This is a genomic window from Pedobacter sp. UYP30, assembly GCF_040547165.1.
In the GTDB taxonomy this organism is placed as follows: Bacteria; Bacteroidota; Bacteroidia; order Sphingobacteriales; family Sphingobacteriaceae; genus Pedobacter.
Window position 1 is genome coordinate 226,259 of the sequence record NZ_JBEPPD010000001.1, and the last position, 21,949, is coordinate 248,207.

The window sequence follows — 21,949 nt, forward strand, 5'->3', positions numbered from 1 at the left end:
AAAAAGCCATTTTGAAGATAAAACCACCTTGGGGTTGGAGTTGATTTCAACAAAAGTTCTTCCAAAAATGTTGTTTATCGACATTATTAATAAACTGTTTATGAGAAAATATATTATTATAGGTGTCTTGGCTGCCTTTAGCTTTCAGCTTTGGGCCCAGAAAAAACCAATAGATTACGTAAATGTTTTTATTGGTACTGGCCAATCTGGTAATACTTATCCGGGTGCGCAAGCTCCTTTCGGGATGATTTCCATCAGTCCTTCAAATACGTTTGACGATTACAATAGCGTTGACGCGAGACCTGGTTATAAATATGCGCAAAAAGAAATTAGGGGATTTGGACTTACCCATTTTAGCGGTGTAGGATGCCATGCCATGCAAGACCTTATGTTTCTGCCGCTAACGGGCAAGTTAGATAGCTCGCCAGTTAACAATAGAAACGCTTATAAAAGTGCATTCTCTCATCAAGATGAAAAAGCAAATCCGGGGTATTATCAAGTTGGGTTAAAAGATTATCAACTAAATACCCGCTTTGCTACAAGTCAGCGGGCAGGAATTGGTGAGATAGACTACAATGGAACAGAAACTCCACGGGTAATTTTTATTCCCACAAATAGCGCTAATGGAATAGCCAATGGCGAAGTGCACATAGATAAGGCTAAAAATACCGTTTCTGGCTGGGTTTCTACTGGGGGATTTTGTTGGCGAGATCCAGCTTATCTTCCTTACAAAATTTATTTTGTGATGAAATTTAATGCGCCGATAACCGAAAGTGGCGTTTGGATTGGAAAACAGAAGTTTGCGGAGAGAGATACCGCTTCGGGAAATAATTTCGCGAGTTACATCAGTTTTAAAAACGGCACCAAAAAGGTAAAGCTGCGCACAGCACTTTCTTTTGTAAGCACCGAAAATGCATTACTTAACCTAAATGCAGAAACGCCTACTTGGGATTTTAACAATGTTCTCAGTAAAACACAAAGTCAATGGGCCAATTATTTAAACAAGATTACGGTAGATGGTGGTACCGACGATCAAAAATCAACGTTTTATACGGCTGTTTACCACAATCTTTTGCAAGCAAATGTATTTAACGACGTTAACCAACAGTATTTCGGCGCCGACGATAAAATCCATACCATAGAAAAAGGACGGAATAAATATGTAAATTTTTCGCTTTGGGATACCTATAGAACCACTGCCTATTTGCAAAGCATTATTGCTCCAAAAGAATCATCAGACATGATACAATCTTTGCTTTTGGATGCGCAGCAAGGTGGAGCATTGCCCAACTGGAGCATGAATAGTCAAGAATATGGCGTAATGAATGGTTACTCTCCGTTTCCTTTTGTGGCAAATATGTATGCCATGGGCGCTAGAAATTTTGATCTTATGGGTATGAAAGACATGATGAAAAAAGTGTCTATGAACTATTATGCCAACAGAGGAAATCATGGTTGGTTAAATATAGAGGAATATAAAAAATTAGGTTACGTACCCTTTGATAAAAATGGACTTGGCACATCTATGACGATGGAATATGGTATCGACGATTATTCTATTGCCAAAATATGTGAAGCTGCTGGAGATAAGGAGGCCATGAATTACTATTTAAAACGTTCGCAAAACGTGTTTAACCTATACAATCCCACAAACAAACTTCTTCAGGGAAGAAATGCTGATGGCAAATTTATAGAACCTTTTGATTTAACCACAGAGAAAGGATATAACGAAGGAAATGCGATCCAATATTTTTGGAGTGTGCCTCATAGTATGAAAAAATTGGTGGAAACCGCTGGTGGCAAGAAGTTTATCGAAAGCCGATTAGACACTTTCATGTCTAAAATAGAAGTGGGCTGGGCACCCCAAAAACCCCATTATTGGTTAGGCAATGAGCCTTGTTTCGGTGCAACTTACGTTTATAACTATTTACAAACCCCGTGGAAAGCTCAAGATTATAACCGAGAAATTGTAAACAAATATTATACAAATTCACCCGAGGGTTTATCGGGCGATGATGATGCTGGCGCCATGTCTGCGCTGTACGTGTTCTCTGCAATGGGTTTTTATCCATACATTCCTGGTGAATCTGGGTTTATGATTTCTGGTCCGTTGTTTAAGAAAACGACGATTAAATTGGCAAATGGTAAAACGGTAACCATAAACGGCAAAAACGCCGAAGCCAAAAATGCATACATCCAAAAGATGTCGATAAATGGCAAGCCAAACTCCAACCTGTGGTTAGATTGGAATTTGATGCAAAAAGGAGCTGTAGTAGATTTTACCATGGGCGAAAAGCCAAATAGAAACTGGGGAAACAAGGAGGCAGATGCACCGCCATCTTATAGATAGAACTAGAACATAATAAAATGAGAGCAATCGCAACTTTATTTGCCATTCTAATTGCTTCGGCATCGAATGCGCAAACCTACAACATTAAAGACTACGGCGCTGTTGCCGATGGCAAAACGATAAATACCAATGCCATACAAAAAACCATTGATCTGTGCGCTAGCAAAGGTGGTGGAATAGTGTATGTGCCATCTGGGCAATTTATTACCGGAACATTTTCATTAAAAAACAATGTAAACCTACACTTAGAAACAGGTGCAATTCTTAAAGGAAGCGCCAACATAAAAGATTACAAAAGTTACGAGAAGCCTACTTATGGTACCAATTATTATGGAATAATTTTTACCGAGAATGCAGAAAATGTTTCTATAACAGGTAGTGGCGCAATTGATGGAAACGACAGCGCTTTTTTTGAATTCGACAAGGCAAAGAAGATAGATTCTATTTCTACTAAATATTCGAGACAGCAGGGAAATTACCGAAAAGTATCAACAGGAATTGGAGATGGACCCGTAGTGCCAATTGAACCTCGCCCAAGGCAAATGGTTTTGTTCGCCCAATGTAAAAGGGTTACACTGAGAGATGTATCTCTTTTAAATGCCACTTTCTGGACCCTGCACTTTGCAGATTGCGATGCCGTATTGGTAGATGGAATTAGGCTTTGGAGCAATTTGTTGGTGCCAAATGCAGACGGCATAGATGTAACAAGCAGCTCTAACGTAACAATAACAAATGCCGACATTCGCACCGGAGATGATGCCATTGCCATTGTGGGTTATGATCATCATTTCGAAATACCAGGCTTTAAAGGCATAAAAAAAGATTGTGAAAATATAGTGATCAGTAACTGCAATTTGCAATCAGCCTCTAGCGCCATTAGAATTGGATTTTTAGACCAAAATGATGTCAAAAATATCCAAATTAGCAATGTTAACATCACAAATTCTACCCGCGGGATAGGTTTGTTTTTAAGAGATCGTGGTTCTTTAGAAAACATAAATATCTCTAATGTTTACGTCCAAACCAAACTAAGAACGGGAGATTGGTGGGGAAATGGAGAACCTATTCACATATCGGCCATACGGGGAAAGGAAGACGTAAAACTTGGAAAAATTAGGAACGTTAATTTTAGCAACATCATCTGCGAGGGAGAAAATGGCTTGTTGGTTTATGGAACTTCCGAAAGCACCATCCAAAATCTATCGTTTAAAGACATAACTTTTAAGGTAGTAGACAGTAAGTTAAACGATGTTGCTGGAGGAAATATAGATTTACGAGGTGTTCTTGGAGAAAAAAATCAAATCTTCAAACATGACATACCAGGTTTATATGCGCAATATGTAGATGGATTAACCATCGAAGATTTTAAACTCGAATGGCCTGATTCCATTCCTTCCTATTTTACAAATGCGATAACGGTAAAAGATTTTAAAAATCTTAGTTTACATCAGATAAAAGGTACGTCCTCTCCGTCAAACTCAAGCTTAAAATCGGTGGCGCTGATAGATGGAACGGGAATTAAAACTGACCTAGATAAAACGGAATTGAGCAAGGAAAACGTGAATTAAAATAGATGATGATGAAGCGATTATTTTGTAGCATGCTTGTATGTTTTTTCGGAATTTCTGTTGTTGGTGCACAAAATGTCGCGCCGATCAATCCAAATGCAAGTAAGGAAGCAAGAGCTCTATTAAACTATTTATACAAAATTAGCGCGCAAAAGAAAACCCTTTCGGGGATACACAATGTCATCGGACGGATGTCTGAAAACGTTGATGACCTTTATAAAATTACGGGTAAATATCCTGCAATTTGGGGTGGTGATTTTGGCTTCGCCGATTCTACGCACGATATCGACAACATCAAGTATCGCCCTTTACTTGTTCCCGAGATAAAAAAACAGTTTGCAAATGGCGCTATTGTAGTGATGACTTATCATCAAGCTAATCCGGTTATGGGCGAGCCGACACCTTTTGAAGGTGGCGTAATAAGTAAGCTAACAGACCAGCAGTGGAAAGAATTGCTTACTCCGGGAACGCCTCTGTATAAAAAATGGTGCGCTCAAATGGATTTGCTTGCTGCGAAATTGAAAGAATTGCAAGAGGCAAAAATTCCTGTCATATTTAGACCTTACCACGAAATGAACGGCGATTGGTTCTGGTGGGGTGGTAGAAAAGGGTCAAATGGCTTTATTGCGTTGTGGAATCAACTGTATGATTATTACACCAACCATCATCACTTAAACAATCTTCTTTGGGCTTGGACATCTGATAAACCCAAACTTGGCGTGGAGGATTTTTTTCCGGGTATTGATAAGGTAGATTTATTGGGCTGCGATATTTACCCGCAAAAAGATGTTGAAGAAGTTTATCCACAAGAATGGTACGATAGAATGCATAAGTTGGCTGGAGGAAAACCATTAGCATTAACAGAAAATAGTATATTACCGACCTTGCAACAGCTTAAAAAGCAACCTTGGGTTTGGTTTATGCTTTGGAGCGAGAAGTCTTTTAAGTTAAATAAGACAGAAGACATCAAAACCGTATTTAATTCTAAAGCCGTTATAACGAGAGACGAAATTAAGCCGATTTATAAAAATAGAAAATAGCATATAGATGATTTTGAAAAGGATAATGCATTCTTTAGGCATGTTGCTGGTTTTTGTTGCCAATCAAGGGCTTGCACAGCAAAACTTTTTAACTCAACTAAAATCTCCAATTATTTTTAAGGGTGATGAAAAAACAGCTTATAGAGATCCTGCCATTCTTTTTTACGATAAAAAAATGTACCTATTTTTTACTTTGGTAAGAACAGAAGAAGGTAAAGTCTATTCCTACACAGCCATGAGCGAATCGAAAGATTTAAAAAAATGGTCGCCAATCAAAATCATCACACCCAAAGACATGTCTTTGGATTTTTGTAGCCCTGGAAATGTGATAAGGTACAATAACGAATGGATTATTTGCTTACAGACTTATCCGCGACCTAATTATTTGGTTAATCAAATGCCGAAGTTTGGTAGTGGCGATGCACGCCTATACATTATGCGCAGCAAGGATTTAGAACATTGGAGCACACCAGAAATTATGAAAGTAAAAGGGCCAGAAGTTTCTTTTAAAAATATGGGCCGTATGATCGATCCTTATTTATTGGCGGATGAGCAGGAACCCGGAAAATGGTGGTGTTTCTACAAACAAAACGGCGTAAGCATATCTTACAGTTACGACTTGCGAATTTGGAAATTTTTTGGTCACACCGCATCTGGAGAGAATGCTTGCGTGTTGTACGAGAACAATGAATACATTTTGATGCATTCGCCAAAGAACGGCATTGCCATTAAAAAATCTACGGATTTGATTCATTGGGAAGATTGGGGAAACCTAATTACGCTTGGGCAACAACAATGGGATTGGGCTAAGGGAAGAATTACTGGCGGCGTTATGGTCAATCTAAAAAAGAATAAAAATTTCGGTAAATATGTGCTATTTTTCCATGGCTCGGGTCCAAAGACCGAGGAACAGGGAGATTTTGATAAAAACGCTTCTATCGGCATTGCCTGGAGCGATGATTTAATACACTGGGATTGGCCCAACAAACATTGATATGAAAAGAAAACTTACAAAAAACTACGTACTAACTGCATTTGTGCTATTTATTAGCGTTTCGGCATTCGCACAGAATCCAGATCAATCGGTTATTAACCTTTGGTTAAATAAAGGTTCTAAATTTAATGCGCCAAAAAACCATAATCCGCTTTTGCCAGGCTATTATGCTGACCCAACCATTATAGAAGATAATGGTACGTTTTACATTTATGCAACGAGTGACATGCCGAACTGGAACGACATTAACAAAATGGTGGTATGGTCTTCTAAAGATTTTGTAAACTGGAAGGCTGAATACCTTAATTGGCCGACAAAAGAATTATGTAAAAGTACCACTGGAACTGCTTCCGGAGTGTGGGCGCCTAGCGTTATCAAAGCAAAAAATGGCAAGTTTTACATGTACGTAACCATTGGCCAAGAAATTTGGGTAGGAATTGCGGATAAGCCAACCGGTCCGTGGAAAAATGCTAGAGCCGATAATGGCCCGCTTGTAAGGCATAAAGAATATTTTTATGTAGAAACCATAGATGCAGAGTGTTTTGTTGATGATGACGGGCAAGCCTATTTGTATTGGGGATCCTCTGACTCTGGCCGCGACATAGAAGGTCGGTGTTTAGGTGCGAAACTAAATCCGGATATGGTTTCTTTTAACGGGATGCCGCAAGATGTTACCCCACCACACTATTTTGAGGCACCTTATATGTTTAAGAAAAATGGAATGTATTATTTTTCTTACTCTTGGGGCAAAACTTGGGATGAAACTTACCAGATAAGGTATTCTACAGGTCCAACGCCTTTTGGTCCTTGGAAAGAAGGCATGATCCGACCAATTTTAAGTACAGACGATTACGACAACAAAATCAAATCTACCGGTCATCATACAATATTAAAGTTTAAAGACAAGTACTACATTGTTTATCATCGGTTTAATACGTTAGACAGCTATCCGATTTCTCAAAAGCTACGTCAGGTTGCTGCAGATGAGCTACTTTTTAATTCAGATGGTTCAATTAAACGTGTGGTAACTACCCATAAAGGAGTGCCGGCATTACAAGATGTGGCTAGTCGAACAAACATTGCCTTTGAAAGTAAGGTAACCAGTTCGCACGATTTAGACTCCGTGATTACGCAAGCCAAATATGCTGTAGATGAGAACAATGGCACGTTGTGGATTGGCGGTAAATATGCTGAAGAATGGTTGCAGTTAGATCTTGGTAGCGTAAAATCGTTTAAGGAAATTCAAGTATTTCCAGAATTTCCGATAAAAGCCTACCAATATAAAGTGGAGCTTTCTGATGATCAGAAGACATGGAAACTTGCCGACGATAAATGGGAAAACACTAAAATCGGATCGCCTATGGTCACCGATAAGGATATGAAAGCCAGGTTTATTAGAATAACCTTGAGAAACAATCAAGATAATCCTAGACCAGGGATATGGGAAGTTAAGGTTTACTAAGGTATGAAGAAGGTTTTTTTAGTCATTTTTATCGCATTTCTGATAGGCCGTTCGGCTTTTGGCCAATCTAAATCTGGGCAATTTTTAAACGAACGAGAGATTGCAAAATTACAATATGGTAAAGATGCCAATTGGTATTTGCAAAACATCCCATTTTTTGAGTGTTCTGATAAAACATTGGAAGAAGTTTATTATTACAGATGGCGTTTACTTAAAAGTCATGTAATAGATCTTGGCGCTGCAGGCCATGCTTTTACAGAATTTTTAAACGGCATGACTTGGGACCTTAAACCTTGGAATACCATAAACTGTGCAACCACATTTCATATTTATGAGGCTAGATGGCTCAAAAACCCAGAATATGTAGAAGATTACATCAATTTTATGTACAAAGAAGGCGGCAACGATAGGCATTTTACCGAAGCCATCGCCAATGCTACCTATGCCAATTATTTGGTCAATCCTGATAAGAAGTTTATTACTTCTCAACTCAGCGATATGGTTAGGATTTACAATGCTTGGAATGACCACTATGATCCTGCAAAAAAGCTTTATTATGTAGAACCGATTAGCGATGCAACAGAATATACCATATCCTCAATTTTGGCAAATGGTGGTAAAGATGGCTTTAGGGGTGGAGATGCTTTCCGCCCATCCATAAATACATATATGTACGCCAATGCCTTGGCAATTAAGAACGTTGCTTTGCTAAATAAAGATAGCGCAACAGCAAACCTGTTTGCCGCAAAAGCTAAACAATTGAAAAGCGATTTTCAGCGGGATATGTGGAATGAAAAACTTCAACATTTTACTGATAGATATAAGGTAACGAACGAGTTTGTAAAATATTGGGATTTTATTCCGGGTAGAGAATTGGTGGGTTACGTGCCTTGGACTTTTAACCTTCCTGATGATGATAAGAAATTCAGTCAAGCTTGGTCTCATGTTAAAGATAGTACAGAACTTAACGGCAAATACGGATTAAGGACTGTTGAGCCAAGTTTTCCGTATTACATGCGCCAATATCGGTATGATAATGGCACCGGGCTAAAAGAATGTCAATGGAACGGACCAAGCTGGCCTTTCCAAACTACTCAAGTATTAATGGGCATGGCAAATTTGCTTCATAATTATCATCAACGCATCCTAACGGCAGATGATTATACGCTTCAGCTAAAGAAATATGCCAAACAGCATTATTACAAAGACTCTTTAAACATCTTAGAAGATTATAATCCAGACAAACCTGAACCTATTGTTTACATTGATGAACGCAGCGAACATTACAATCACTCTGGATTTGGTAACCTAATTATTTCTGGGCTATGCGGTATTGAACCTCAGGCAAATAACGCGGTTAAGGTAAAGCCTTTAGTAGGGAAAAATATTAATTATTTTTGTTTAGAGAACGTGGCTTACCACGGCCATGTACTTAGCGTTTTATATGATCGAGATGGAAAAAAATACAAGCAAGGTGCTGGTTTAATTGTTTTTGTAGATGGTAAATTAGTAAAAACATTAGGTAATGACACCTATCTGGTTGGTGAAAAAAAGATTATAAGTAAAATTCCAGGGAAAGTAAACCTGATGGTTAATGTAAGTGGAAAAGGTTTTCCAATGGCAAAGGCGTCTTTTACTGCTAAAAACTACTTACCATACATGGCCATCGACGGTCGTAATTGGGATTTTAAAAACGTTAGAAACAGTTGGACTAACGCAGGATCTACCCATGCGCTCGACTGGTTAGAAGTAGACTTTGGGAAAAAGACGGAGATAGGTCAAATCAAAATATTATTTTCTGAACAATTAAAGGAATTCAAAAAGCCCAAAAATTACCTGTTGGAGTATGATAATGGGGAAGGATGGAAAACGTTGAAAGCGGTGAAAAATAGCAATTCGAATGTCTTGACCGATATTATTTCCTTTAAACGCAAAGCGATAAATAAAATCAGACTCTCTGTAAAAAATAGTGGAGATCGTTTTTACACGGCGGTATCAGAGATTAGAGCATATTAACATTAGTTCGATTGTTAATATTGATTCAAATAATATCGCAAGCCTCGGCGAAGCCGTAAAATGTCTGGTATCTGCAATCAGATTCTAGCGTTTTTTCCTCCAAACTGCTGCTAGGCCGATTCCACCAAGTTGGTTATAGTAATTTCTTTAACCAAATTTAAACAGAGTCTTAATTAGCTTAGCAGTTTGGCTTTATTTTTTAACTGTTAATTTTTGGAAATATCAGACCGATGATTTGGCTCATTTTTAATTGATTTTTGGCTCATATTTGGGGTTTTTTGGGCTTCATTCGTCTTTGTAATGAGCTTAAAAAGTATAAAGATGAAAATCCCTATTGAAGTTAGAAAATTAAGGTATTCCAAAAGCACGTAAATTTCTTTGTGAATTGGTCTTGAAAACTTGAGTCTTGCAAGGTAATTATTGTTGAAAATCCGTTTTATAGGAGGAACTTATATCGCTTCAAATATTAGTTTTACACAGAAAATAGTAATTCCATTTTATAAAAACTTGTTTTATGAAGGAGCCGTCATCTTACAGAATGTCGTTGTGTTAAAAATTCAGAGTATATTTAGCAAACTTTGAATCACATAAGGTTAATAATAAAGTAAATTGATGCTCAGAATTGATAGAAATCTTGACACTAGGTCTATTGAAAGTGCTTATGAACAGTTAGAAAATAATAAGCCTGACCTTTTTATTACAAAGAAAATTTCAGAGGAATTTGGAATGGTTCCTGCCATAATCCAATTAATTTCAACTTGGTTCAAGAAAGTGCCAAATGGCAATATTATGGTTGATAGTTCTGTCGGCGATGATTTGAAGTTGTTTTACGACTTAGATTACTTCTTCCCGGCAATAACACATTGTTGGTCTAGGAAGATAGTTGATAATTCAAACAACGATTTAAAGCCAACGCTTAGACAGTATAATGCTGAAGCATATCGTAAAATGACTACCCAGCAAGCGGGTGGCGGTCAAAAGGTTTTATTGTCTTGCTTCGATCACCTGAGCAAGAAAAGGGGACTACTTAATGCTTTTTATGTAGATGGTGAGTTCATCGATAGTGAAATTATTTTTGGAATGTCAATTGATAAAGCCTTAAAACAGGTAGTTTCATTTAATAAGCAAAAGACGAAAAATCTTTCAAACGTATATTTAGATTTGATTGACATAATCTATGAACTTATAAAAAACACCGACAATTGGGCGACTACTGATGAGCAGAATAGACCGTTAGTTCAAAGTTCACGAGGACTTTATATGAAGTTTCATAAAAAGAAGCAAACTACATTAATGGCCGAATTTCAGGAACAAGAAGGCATTCGGAACTATTTCTCTACTTCAAAATTTGAAGAAAATAGTCAAGGTGAAGTTTATTTTCTAGAACTGTCAGTGTTTGATACTGGAATTGGATTTGTCCAAAGGTACAGACCAACTTCCGTCGACAAACCGTATTCATCGGCAGAACAAGTTGAAATCGTAAAAGAATGTTTACTCGTTAATAATACGTCAGCGGTTGGTTTGTCTCAAATGGTTAAGGGGAAAGGTCTTGATAGGATAATGAGTATTTTAAATAAAAAAGGTTTTTTTTGGCTTAGAACCGGAAGTGTTTCTCTCTACAGAAATTTGCGACAAAATCAATATTTCTATGGGGGCGGGAAGGAGGATGTCGTCCTTTATGACTGGAAAACTAATTCAAGTGAGAAATTTGCTCATCTAGAATCAGTAGTAGGCAGCGTAGTATCTTTAGTTTATCCGATATCAGCCCTCCTCAATGAATAGCTTTTTTATTTATCCATCTAGATATTTAAAAGAAAACTCTGGGGGGTATACGGCAGATTGTACCGTTACTATAGTTTTCTGTGAAAGATCTGAACTCGAAATGTCTGAGGTTCAAGGGGCAATAAAATTTTATCACGAAAATAATTATCAAACTGACGAAATATTAATCATATGTGGAAATTATAATAGTGATTTGGTCAAATCAATTTTTATAGACAAGAAAGAAGATGCATTTAAGCACATCCCAAAAATAAATATTGAGCACCTCAGTGAAAATCTATACCTATTGATATTTGACAAGATGGGGAAAGTTAGATGTGGCAATAGTAAAAAGCTGCCTAAAATAGATGTTTTGGAAAAAATTCTGGCTGAAGGATTGACTTATATATTTAAAGACAGGGGTGGACTGATTGAAGCTAGTGGCAATGCACATCACTTCGTTTTTCCGTCAGGAAAACACAGTGATAAATTTTTGCGTACTGGTAATATACTCCTACATAGTTCTGAGATTTATTTTATTGCATTTCACTTACTACGCTATTATAAAATCGAAGAGCATAAAAGAATATTGTGCGATACTTCATCTATTAACACCGTGGCATTTGCATTATTAGATTTGAAAAGAAAGCTAGTAATTAAGAGCTTTAAATCTATTCCAATCATAAGTTTTTCTTCCTACGAAGGTATTTTCTCGAACCAAATTAAATTTTTTCATAATTCACTCATCCTTGTTTCATCTTCAACTTCGGCTAACATAATTGAAAAGTTAACTCGGCACGACGGCCGAATCAATAGATTAGATATCGCAATTCTTTACTTTTTGGGCCCGAACAATTTATATAAATTAAACAAAGGGAATATTTTATGTGACTTGACAAAGTCTGACTCGAATCCATATGGTATTGAATTTTATGATACATATACGGAGGAAGACTGCATTTTCTGCAATAAGGGTTCTTATGCTATAGAAGTCAAGGGAGATGTCTTTCTTCTCGAAAAGCCAAAAATAAGAAAGATTATGTTGAAGATTACCGATGCTCCAAAAGGTCTTTCATCTTTCGTTGATAGATTTAAATCAACAACGCCGAATGAGGATAATATTTTAAAGGTAAATTTTAAAGATGGAAATTCCTCTCCAAACTCTAAATATGAGGTCTATTTCGATATGTTTTATTTGCTGTCCAATATTCAAAAAAATAAATATCTTAAATATGCGGAAAAACTAGATGACTTTATAAATCAATATATTCCAAATAGCGTAAAATATTTAATTTGTTTACCAGATGTTGCATCGGAAGAGCTTGGAGCATACATATTAGAAAAAATTAAAGATAACCACGACTTAGGCAAACTTCCGGTAATTAAGTTATTCAACGAAATACCACACACTTTGCCCGAAAAGAATGAATCTGGCTCGGTTGTAATTGTTGCTTCGTGCATCTCAAGTGGTAAGAATCTATTGTTTTTGAGCAGAGCACTGAGGGAATTTGAAAAGCTAAGGATTGTATATTTTATTGGATTGACAACGACTTCTGACGAAGAATCTTTTAATATTTTAAAAAGCAATTTAACCCAAGGCTTATACGGAAAAAACATTCACTCGTTTGTTGAGGTAGATAATTTTTATTGTAATAAAGATTCTAAAAATACTTCATGGTTAAGGGAAAAAGAATTTATAAAAGAATTATCCGAATACTTTGCTGAAAAGAATTTTATAGAATTTGATTTAACTTACTTTTCCAATAGAGTTAAAATTATTGATGAGAGCATGGGGAATCAGAGTAGAGGGCTTGCGAATAAACTTTTCTTGCCTAATACGTCGGGAGAAGAACTTGCAGTAAGAAAAAGCTTTGCATTTTGGAATTTCGATTGTTATTCAGAAAAGGTTAGCCAGGCTGACGTTTATTTTACCATTTCAGCTATAATTAACAAGTTAAGGTACTCTAAATCGCAAGAACAAACTTTAACACAGACTGAGTTTGTTAGGAATTTAATTGATCCGGGGAACTTTCATCGTTACAACGATGGTGTCATCCAAGCAAGTATATTAAGGTCTTCATATCCAAGCGAAATTTGTTATCATGTAGATGAAAAGTTAAGTGCCTACATGCTAACAATTTTAGAAAAGATTATAACTGATCATAAAAGTCCGCAGGGAGAAGGACTTCTGGAGTTTTTGTACGCAATTGCTATTCAAAAGCTTACTTTGAAAAAAGATCATATGAGAAAGATTTCAATGATGCTCGGGGATATAGAACACGCACTGGTAAAGATATTTAAATTTCAAATCGACGAATTCATCATTAAAATTAAACCTTCATCTGCGGAACAAATTAGAATTTTAGAAACGGAGATTGACAGTCTAAAACTAAAATTAGCTGGAAACGGGAGCTAAAAAGTATTTATATGTTTTCATGTTTAGAATATAACCTTAGAACCATAAAGATGGCTAATCTAAAGATTTTGATTTTACCTCACTTATTGCGAGCTTTACGGCATGTGGACTTTTTATGCCACTTTTAGAAAACTAAGACTTAGTTTTTTGCTGCAAATCTTACACACTTTCCAAAAGAAAATCTCCGTTAATGCCCAACTTGTTGTGTAAGGCTTTTAGAAATGGAACATTCATTACCCTCTAACTCCCTTGCCGTTTAAAGAATAAATTGAATAGAAGCAAGCTCTTTGCCCACCTGTTGTACGCCTTTTAAAATACGCTGGGTTTGATTTGCAGATGGCTTTTTGATGCCGTTAATATATTGCGCTAAAAGGCTTTGAATCATCCCTATACGTTCGCTTAGGGCTTTGGCATTTATAACTTTATAGAATTCAAAAAAGCTAGCCAAATCGGGTTTTAATCCAATTCATGAATTGCATAAATATAGCCCTCATTTTCAAACGCCAGATTGACGGCTTCCAATACCATTGTTTTTAATTCCTCCAATGTTTCGCCCTCTGTTGCAATAAAGTGGTTGCCTATAATTGTATTTGCACTATAGCCGACTTCCTCTTTTACAATTGACATGATTATTTTTTGGCTTTTTCATCTTTTGTTAGTTTTAATTTCTGCCTGTTTAAGTATAGCGCTACAAAGTCCTTTTTTAACCTCTTTAGTGCCGTGGTTAGGTACAGTAAGTTGTTGCAACTTTGTATCGTGCTTCATAATAACGTGACTACCTGTTTGCCTAATCTCAATCCAACCATTTTTTAATCAGCCTAAATAACTTGCAATACTACATCAAACAAGGTAATAAATTAATTACTTTTAAATATCACTTGATATTATAAGATATTTCAGATCAATGTTCCGATTGGCCAGGGATTTCAGGAATACCTGGGTCGTCTAGAATTTGAACGGTAGTTACTGGGCCGAGCGTCTTCCAGTCTTGCAAAACCCATACAACCTTCTTGTCCTTGGTTACCTCTACCATCTGCGGCCCTTGGCCATCATTGTCGCCTCGAGATGTAAAAATGGTATTGCCATTGGCTAAACGCGTACAGGTTTGGGGGGCGGTAGCAAATTGATACGCCGCTGGCAAGTCTGTTTTGGTGTTAAATTCCCAAACCGTCTCTCCTTTAGAATTTACTTCTAATGCCTTGGAATCGGCTTCATTGGTAATTAATGTATTGCCATTCTTTAAACGAATAGCCGACCAAGGTTGCTTACAATCATATCTCCAAATTTCTTTGAAGTCTTTGTCGTATTCAGCAACATATCCAAGACCAAAAACTGAAATGAGATAAGTTCCGGCGGCGGTAACGCGAGCCCGTCTATACTGTCCGTGGATACCATTGGGGTTTGCTGGTTTTGAATATGGAAGCTCATGCTCCACCTCAACAACTCCGGTCTTGATGTTGACAATCATTAACTTGGGTGGCAATCCGTTCACAACAAACATTACTTTGTCCAATCCAATGGGCTGACAGGTATGGATTTCCGTGTGTTTCGGTCCCGCTTCCTTTACACAATCATATCGCCATACTACTTTTTTGTCTGGTGTGATTTCTTCCACGTATTCCATACGAGAGAATAGGATATTTCCATTTGAAAGCATCCATACATCATCGTATTCGTAGCTTGTGCCAGTAGAATAGGTCCAAATTACTGTGCCCTTATTAACTAGGAACATTTTATCGTAATTTTCCCCCACCAAAAGCATTGGGTGCTGGGCCAAACCGTTGCCTGGTAGATTTGGAGGAGTTACTCCATTCTGCCAGTTACCTGCAGGGGAAGGGGTTTCATCCGCACCCAACTCAGGAACGTTGGAGGCCGTAAAAAGGTGCAGTACATCCATACATGGTGTTTTTGTGGATGATAAACTTCTGGTTTTGTTTTTCTTTTGTGCAGAAACAAAATTTGTAGAAACCATCAAAAACAAAATTGTGAGAATCAATTTAATACGAGTCATAATATTTTAGTTTATTTATTGTTCGTTAATTTTCCGTTATTTCAATATTTGCCGGTTCAGCAAGGGTGTCTATCGTGGCACTCCCTGCTTCCAAACCTTTTGCAGTAGCTGAAATCTTCACCTTTCGGGGCTAGTTGTTCGATTTTATAATTGCTTTCGTTATTTGTGGGTTAGGCTCTTCTACCGCTAACCTATTTTGTATAAATATCTAGATTTTTACCTTTTAGCATATCATCGTAACTAACAAACCATCCTTTGAGGGGCTTACTGCCTATAGTAATTTTATCTATATTTTTACCGCCCCCTTTTTTGTTAATGGTAAATGTCTTGCCGTCGCCAAGCTGCATTTCAATTTTATCGAAAATAGGCACCGAAACAATATAGTTTGGATCTGTCGGCGAATAGGGATATATACCCATTGCGTTTAATACATACCACCCAGTTAGGGAACCATAATCATCCATACCTGCTAGCGCAAGGCCTTCTGGTCCCATGCCAAAGTAATCTGACAACAGTTTGGTAAGAATGGCCTGAGATTTTTCTGGCTTGTTTACAAAATAATAAAGATAGGGATAGCCAAAGTCGGGCTGGTTGCCCATGCAGAACTGACCGAGAAAAACCGATAAATTATCCTTTGCATATCCGCCCCAGGGAATCGAGAAAAGTGAATCTACTTTAAGCTCGAAGTCTGCGGGACTTTTATACAGGGAGATAAGTCCTTTGGTATCTTGTGGTACGAAGAACGATGCCTGCCAGGCGTTTGCTTCGCGGTACATAAATTCGTAGTATGGATAATTAGGGTCGAACGGTGCGTACCATTTTCCATCTGCCAAACTGCCTCTCATAAATTCCGTTTGGGTATCAAATACGTTCTTGTAGTTTTCGCTACGCTTCATCATGCTTTTGTACGTATCCTTATCGCCCAGCGCTTTAGCCATCAGCGCAATTGAGTAATCCGAATAAGCGTATTCAAGCGTTTTGGTAGTTCCTGCGGATGATACAGTTTCGGTGGTGGCATTCGAAATGTTTGCTTCGGGAACATAACCGAGTTTAAGATATTGAGCGTTGTAAGGTCTTGGTCCTCGTACACTATCACCGGTAGGAGTGTTGGCATTGTTAAGCATAAGATGGTATGCCTTCTTAACATTGTAGTCCTTTACGCCACGCAGGTAGGCACCAGTGATGTATGATGAGGCGAAATCGCCATGGAATGAAGTAGATAGAAATCCCGAACGCTCGCCAGCCAGAACCATCGATTTGATAATATTATTGCTAACATCAGGCCGAAGCATATCTAATACAACAAGTTGTGTACGAGAAACATCCCAAAGGCCTGGGGCAGAATAGGTGTCAAATCCTGGGATTGTATCTTTTGGTGCATATTCTGCGTTAGGAACTTGGCGTTTTCTTTCATACAGTGCTATTTTACCATCGGCATCGCTTGTAACACTTGGGTACCAGAACTGTCTATACAGGCACGAATAGAACATCTCATTTTGCTTTTTCGTTCCGCCCGTAACCTTGACTTTTCCTAGGGTTTTTTCCCAACTTTCATTAGCATCTTTGTAAACCTCTTCGAAACTCTTGTTTGCTATTTCGGCATTATAATTGAATTTCGCACCATCGGGGCTAACTCTAGAAATAGCAATTTTGACCTCTAATGGCTTGTTAGATTTTTCGAAACTGAGAACTGGGATATCAATGTTTCCTGTAAGTTTTCGCTGACCACCAGCACCCTGCCCGCTACGTGGAATGTCGGGCTGGTTAGGATTGCGTTTGTAAATGTCGATGCTTTTGATCTTAGTGTTTATCACTGCGTAGAAATAGAGATTACCCTGTTTCCCTGTAACGATGTTATCACCGACCTTGTTGAATTCCCAGCTGCTGCTACCGCCGCCAGCGTGTACAAGGTCGAATGCGAGTTTTTTATCTTTACCGCCCAAATAGGTACATTTATAATATGCGCATCTTTTGGTTGCTGTAAGTTCTGCTTTGATATTATAGCGGTCTAACAGAACCCCATAATATCCGGGATGAGCCGTTTCATTTTTGTGGCTAAAGGTCGAAGCAAAATCATCGGCAGTAAAATTATTACCTTCAAGAGGCATAATGGGGATGTTAAGTTGTCCCCAATCGGTTCCGCTCGTTTGAGCGAAAGCTTTGATCGTTTTTACCTCATACTCGTAGCCACTACCGCTGCCATAAGTAGTAACCGGAACTGCTTGCACCATGCCAAAAGGGACGGTAGCTGCTGGCCCTACAAGGCCATTCCAAGTGCGCCAAGGCGGATTGTACCCGAGTAAAGCAGAATCAGTCAAAACCGTTGTTCCGATCAAAGGGTTAACGTAATTTGTTAGGTGAATTTTTGACTGGCCATAAATGAAGGTTGGCAAGATGATTCCAGCCAGAATAAAACTGTTTATTTTTTTCATTATTATTTTATCGGTAAAAAATAGGTTCGGTTTAAGATTTGATAGCTCAATTTATAAAAAATAATCAAACTCTAAACAAACAGTAATTATTTGTACTTGATCGCCTTCATCAATCTGCCCACTTTAAGTTGATGTAAGTATTTCAAGAAACTAAGATAAAATCTAAATTTTTACTTCCGTTTTTTAGGTTAATAATTTGCAGAAAATCACATATTAGGTGTCATTTCTCAATTAACTTTACCAGTTTGAGTCTTTGCACTCTAACTGTTCGATTTCGGAAAGAATCGAACGGATAATGTGGCTCATTTTTAATTAGTTTGTGGGTCATAAACGCTATTTTTTGAGCTATATTTGTCTTTATAATGAGCTTAAAAAATATAAAGATGGTGTCATCTATGGTATTAAGTTCATAGTTCAGTTTTTGATCACTGGAACTTCAATTTCACTATCTTCTAAATAAATTGGCATTACTAAGTATTTTGATAGGTTCCAGCTTATTTTTTTGCAACATTTCAAATTGTTCCATATCAATTTTATTCCCGCTCTTCGACATGCAAGCTGCGCCTATCGAAGGTTAGATAAAGCGGATTTTCGAATCCGCAGTAATAAAACTAGGAGGTCTTTCTCGTTCATTGTGTAGGGCTGTTAAAAATGGAACATCAGGCTCACGCTTTCCGTTTAATATTTGTGATGGTTTAAAAGTTCTTATACCTAATAATGCTGCGAGTTTTAACTGATTAATATTCAACTCTGCTATTTTATGTTGTACAACACCGCTTGGCGTAACAGTTAGGGGTATAAATTTTTAAAATGTAGTTCTAGTTCATTTTCGCTTGTAAGGTATAGCCACAACCTTCTGCTGCCGATGAATTTTTTCTTGAGAGTAGATTTCTTTTTAGAATAACAAAACTGTCCGAGGGAAATATTTATGTTTAGTAATTGCAAAACTTTTATTCCAATTTCTGCTTTATTCAAATTGAACAATAATTCTAAAAATAACATCAAATGAAAAGAGTACATCTATTATTTATCTTGATTATGTCTTTCGCCATGTTAGGCAGTGCCAATGCACAAGTTAAGCTTGCTACATTTACCGGTGCAAAAGCTACTTTAAAAAGTTACAAAGCCCTTTACGTTATCAATAGCAAGGATGAGAAGAAGATTGCAGGCACGCTAAGAAATATGAGAAACGCCATGAACGATTCACGGTTGAAGGGAAAACTGAAATTAGAACTCATAGCCTTTGGCGATGGGGTAGCGGTATACGATAAGAAAGGAACATTTGAGAAAACTTTATTGGCGCTGAAAAAAGATGGGGTGATTTTGGCAGAATGCGAAAATACGGTTCGAGAAAGAAAGATTGAAAAAAGCTGTTTGTTCGATTTTATCAATTATGTACCGAGCGGCAACGGAGAAATAATCATTAGGCAATACCAAGGTTGGGCGGTTGTGCATCCGTAGTTAATGAAAACATCATCATTTGAAAGAATATCTATTCTATATAAAAAAAAGGGAGGATGATTGATGAGCCGGGTGAGCTTTTTTTTTAGCGCCAGCTCAAAATCTTCTTTGCCTACTTTAGTCAATTTATGTGGTCAAACCGCTGCTGATCGGGTATGCAGTACTATAAACAGTCTCCTTCAAAACATTCCGGCCAAATTTCATCGAAAATTCATAAATTTTTTTCTTATTGCAATAGGACTTTTTCGGTTTAAGGTTGTCATACAAAAGAACGAAGTAAAATACGTGCTGAGTTGCTGGCGAATTTTGACACAACAGAACGTATTAAGCATAGTTTTCATGCTTTATTTAAATGATTTTGTGTGCAAATTCTAAGAACAATAAACATTCTAAAGTTTAAAAAAATGGATAGAAAAGATTTTTTAAATAGTATGGGGATGAGCGCTGCTGCCTTTGCACTCCTCAATTGTGTCGGCTGTAAAAAGACCGATGGTTCATCGTCAGCAGGTACAACTGGGCCTACGGGCGTAGACTTTACCCTTGATTTGAGTCTTGCTGCAAATGCATCTCTGCTAACCAACGGAGGTTCACTTGTCTCTAACGGCATAATTGTTGCTAAAACCAACACCGGAAATTATATTGCCGTACAGCGTTACTGTACCCATCAAACCTATCCCTTAACTTACGAAGCATCAGATCATGTGTTCTATTGCCCCAGTCACGGATCTACTTTTTCTGAAACTGGTGCTGTAACAAATGGTCCCGCTGGACGTTCTTTATCGGTATATCATACACAACAAACTGGTTCTTCACTAAGAATTTATTCATAAAACGATGAAATTATTATTTATTTGCCTTATCGGTTTCTTCGTTGCTCCACCGCTTTGGATGGGCGATTTCAGTCAGGCAGAGGTAGAAGCTAAAGCATCACATAAGTTAATATTAATTAATTTTTCGGGCTCAGATTGGTGTGGTCCGTGTATCCGCCTGCGAAAAGAGATACTAGAATCTCCAGAATTTACCGCCTATGCAAAAGAAAAGTTGATTCTTGTCAGGGCAGATTTTACTCGTCAGAAAAAGAACCAATTGGCTAAAGATCAAATAAAATTGAATGAGGCACTGGCCGACAGATACAACATGGACGGGAAATTTCCATATACATTGTTGGTAGATGAAAATGGAAAGGTGCTAAAATCATGGGATGGATTGCCAGATGAAAGTGCCGCGGAGTTTGTCAAAGACATTGCTGAAAATGATCACTAGCGAGATCTATACCCAAACTTCCGTTAATCGGATTCTTAAACTGATGGGCAATCGTTTTGAGTTTACCGTAATTGCCGATGATGAAGACTCTGCAAACTGTGCGATTGATTTGGCGGTGGAAGAAGTACGCCGCATAGAGTACCTCCTTACAACTTTTAGCAATTTTAGCGAGACCCATAAAATCAATGAAGCTGCTGGCTTAGCGCCTGTTAAGGTTTCTCCAGAAGTATTTGAGTTGATGGAACGCGCTATAAAAATTTCTGCCATTACAGATGGTGCTTTTGATATTACGTATGGATCGATTGATAAGAGCCTGTGGAACTTTGATTTAACGATGAAGAGCCTGCCCGACGCTCAAGTGGCACTTCAATCTGTAAGTTTGATTGATTATCGAAACATTATTTTAAACAGGGAAGCACAAACCGTATTGTTAAAAAATAAAGGCATGCGCATTGGCTTTGGCGGGATTGGCAAAGGATATGCCGCTGATAAGGCCATGAAGGTTTTAAAAAACGCTGGAATTAAAAGCGGAATCGTAAATGCAGCGGGAGATTTGGTTACCTGTGGGAGACAATTAAACGGCGAAGCCTGGACAGTAGGTATTGCAGATCCAGATCAGACCAGTCGCCCATTTTCGGCCTTAAATGTTAGCAATATGGCCATTGCCACTTCTGGCAATTATGAAAAATTTGTTACGATTAACGGCAAACGCTACTCCCACACCATCGATCCAAAAACAGGACTTCCGGTAAGCGGCATAAAAAGTGTGAGCGTAATCTGTCCTAGCGCAGAATTGGCAGATGCGCTAGCCACACCAATTGTGGTAATGGGTGTTAAAGTTGGACTTAATTTAATTAACCAAATGCATCAGGTTGCCTGCATCATCATCGATGATCAAGACCAGCTGTTTGCGTCAAAAAATATCAATCTGAAATATTAAATATGAAATTTTCTAATAAAACCATAGCAGTAAGTTTGGGCAGCTTTATGGCAACAACGCTAATGGCTTCTTGTTCGAGCGTTAAGCCGTACCAAAAAAATAAGCTTAACGATGCAGAAATGATTCTTTCTGCACGGAAGGTGCAAAAATTTGAACAAAGTTTTCAGCTGTATCGCGAGGGTGCATCTGGTGCCAACGGCGGCAAAAGTGGTGGTGGCTGTGGCTGTAATTAGGT

18 protein-coding genes are annotated in these 21,949 nt (G+C 37.8%); 13 read left to right on the forward strand and 5 right to left on the reverse strand.

Features of this window, described 5'->3' with window-relative positions:
- The first annotated feature begins 100 nt into the window (after positions 1 to 100).
- The 8 genes from ABIB40_RS01060 (at position 101) to ABIB40_RS01095 (ending at position 13,607) form a co-directional block, all read left to right on the forward strand.
- Positions 101 to 2,350, forward strand: coding sequence for a GH92 family glycosyl hydrolase (locus tag ABIB40_RS01060; RefSeq protein ID WP_354355061.1), 2,250 nt, complete (start codon positions 101 to 103; stop codon positions 2,348 to 2,350).
- 17 nt (positions 2,351 to 2,367) lie between these two features.
- A complete protein-coding gene (locus ABIB40_RS01065) occupies positions 2,368 to 3,918 on the forward strand; it encodes a glycoside hydrolase family 28 protein (RefSeq protein ID WP_354355063.1) in 1,551 nt (516 codons plus the stop codon).
- Between the two features lie 11 nt (positions 3,919 to 3,929).
- Positions 3,930 to 4,958: a glycosyl hydrolase gene (locus ABIB40_RS01070; protein ID WP_354355065.1), complete on the forward strand. Its 1,029-nt coding sequence runs from the start codon at positions 3,930 to 3,932 to the stop codon at positions 4,956 to 4,958.
- Between the two features lie 7 nt (positions 4,959 to 4,965).
- Positions 4,966 to 5,952 (forward strand): hypothetical protein, encoded by a 987-nt coding sequence (locus tag ABIB40_RS01075; RefSeq protein WP_354355067.1) that lies wholly within the window; start codon positions 4,966 to 4,968, stop codon positions 5,950 to 5,952.
- Position 5,953: 1 nt separating this feature from the next.
- Positions 5,954 to 7,414, forward strand: coding sequence for a family 43 glycosylhydrolase (locus ABIB40_RS01080; protein WP_354355069.1), 1,461 nt, complete (start codon positions 5,954 to 5,956; stop codon positions 7,412 to 7,414).
- A 3-nt stretch (positions 7,415 to 7,417) separates the two neighbouring features.
- The gene (locus ABIB40_RS01085) at positions 7,418 to 9,430 is read left to right on the forward strand and encodes an MGH1-like glycoside hydrolase domain-containing protein (RefSeq protein ID WP_354355071.1); all 2,013 of its coding nucleotides are present in this window, start codon (positions 7,418 to 7,420) and stop codon (positions 9,428 to 9,430) included.
- 612 nt (positions 9,431 to 10,042) lie between these two features.
- On the forward strand, positions 10,043 to 11,212 hold the full coding sequence (locus ABIB40_RS01090; protein ID WP_354355073.1) for a hypothetical protein: 1,170 nt from the start codon (positions 10,043 to 10,045) through the stop codon (positions 11,210 to 11,212).
- Positions 11,205 to 13,607: a hypothetical protein gene (locus tag ABIB40_RS01095; RefSeq protein WP_354355074.1), complete on the forward strand. Its 2,403-nt coding sequence runs from the start codon at positions 11,205 to 11,207 to the stop codon at positions 13,605 to 13,607. Before ABIB40_RS01090 ends, ABIB40_RS01095 begins: the two co-directional genes overlap by 8 nt.
- A 256-nt stretch (positions 13,608 to 13,863) precedes the next feature.
- Here the strand turns inward: ABIB40_RS01095 and ABIB40_RS01100 are convergent, their stop codons facing one another.
- From ABIB40_RS01100 to ABIB40_RS01120, 5 genes are all read right to left on the reverse strand, one after another.
- Positions 13,864 to 14,055 (reverse strand): hypothetical protein, encoded by a 192-nt coding sequence (locus tag ABIB40_RS01100; protein ID WP_354355076.1) that lies wholly within the window; start codon positions 14,053 to 14,055, stop codon positions 13,864 to 13,866.
- 8 nt (positions 14,056 to 14,063) lie between these two features.
- Positions 14,064 to 14,234: a hypothetical protein gene (locus tag ABIB40_RS01105; protein ID WP_354355078.1), complete on the reverse strand. Its 171-nt coding sequence runs from the start codon at positions 14,232 to 14,234 to the stop codon at positions 14,064 to 14,066.
- 18 nt (positions 14,235 to 14,252) lie between these two features.
- Complete coding sequence (locus ABIB40_RS01110) at positions 14,253 to 14,405, reverse strand: type II toxin-antitoxin system HicA family toxin (protein ID WP_354355508.1); 153 nt, start codon at positions 14,403 to 14,405, stop codon at positions 14,253 to 14,255.
- A 103-nt stretch (positions 14,406 to 14,508) separates the two neighbouring features.
- Positions 14,509 to 15,618 (reverse strand): beta-propeller domain-containing protein, encoded by a 1,110-nt coding sequence (locus ABIB40_RS01115; protein ID WP_354355080.1) that lies wholly within the window; start codon positions 15,616 to 15,618, stop codon positions 14,509 to 14,511.
- Between the two features lie 191 nt (positions 15,619 to 15,809).
- The gene (locus tag ABIB40_RS01120) at positions 15,810 to 18,050 is read right to left on the reverse strand and encodes a GH92 family glycosyl hydrolase (RefSeq protein ID WP_354355082.1); all 2,241 of its coding nucleotides are present in this window, start codon (positions 18,048 to 18,050) and stop codon (positions 15,810 to 15,812) included.
- 1,005 nt (positions 18,051 to 19,055) lie between these two features.
- Here ABIB40_RS01120 and ABIB40_RS01125 point away from each other — a divergent pair.
- From ABIB40_RS01125 to ABIB40_RS01145, 5 genes are all read left to right on the forward strand, one after another.
- Positions 19,056 to 19,511 (forward strand): DsrE family protein, encoded by a 456-nt coding sequence (locus ABIB40_RS01125; RefSeq protein WP_354355084.1) that lies wholly within the window; start codon positions 19,056 to 19,058, stop codon positions 19,509 to 19,511.
- A gap of 404 nt (positions 19,512 to 19,915) precedes the next feature.
- The gene (locus ABIB40_RS01130; protein WP_354355086.1) at positions 19,916 to 20,341 is read left to right on the forward strand and encodes a QcrA and Rieske domain-containing protein; all 426 of its coding nucleotides are present in this window, start codon (positions 19,916 to 19,918) and stop codon (positions 20,339 to 20,341) included.
- Between the two features lie 4 nt (positions 20,342 to 20,345).
- A complete protein-coding gene (locus ABIB40_RS01135; RefSeq protein ID WP_354355088.1) occupies positions 20,346 to 20,774 on the forward strand; it encodes a thioredoxin family protein in 429 nt (142 codons plus the stop codon).
- A 43-nt stretch (positions 20,775 to 20,817) separates the two neighbouring features.
- On the forward strand, positions 20,818 to 21,714 hold the full coding sequence (locus tag ABIB40_RS01140; protein WP_354355090.1) for an FAD:protein FMN transferase: 897 nt from the start codon (positions 20,818 to 20,820) through the stop codon (positions 21,712 to 21,714).
- Positions 21,715 to 21,716: 2 nt separating this feature from the next.
- The gene (locus tag ABIB40_RS01145; protein WP_354355092.1) at positions 21,717 to 21,947 is read left to right on the forward strand and encodes a DUF4266 domain-containing protein; all 231 of its coding nucleotides are present in this window, start codon (positions 21,717 to 21,719) and stop codon (positions 21,945 to 21,947) included.
- The last annotated feature ends 2 nt before the right edge of the window (positions 21,948 to 21,949 follow it).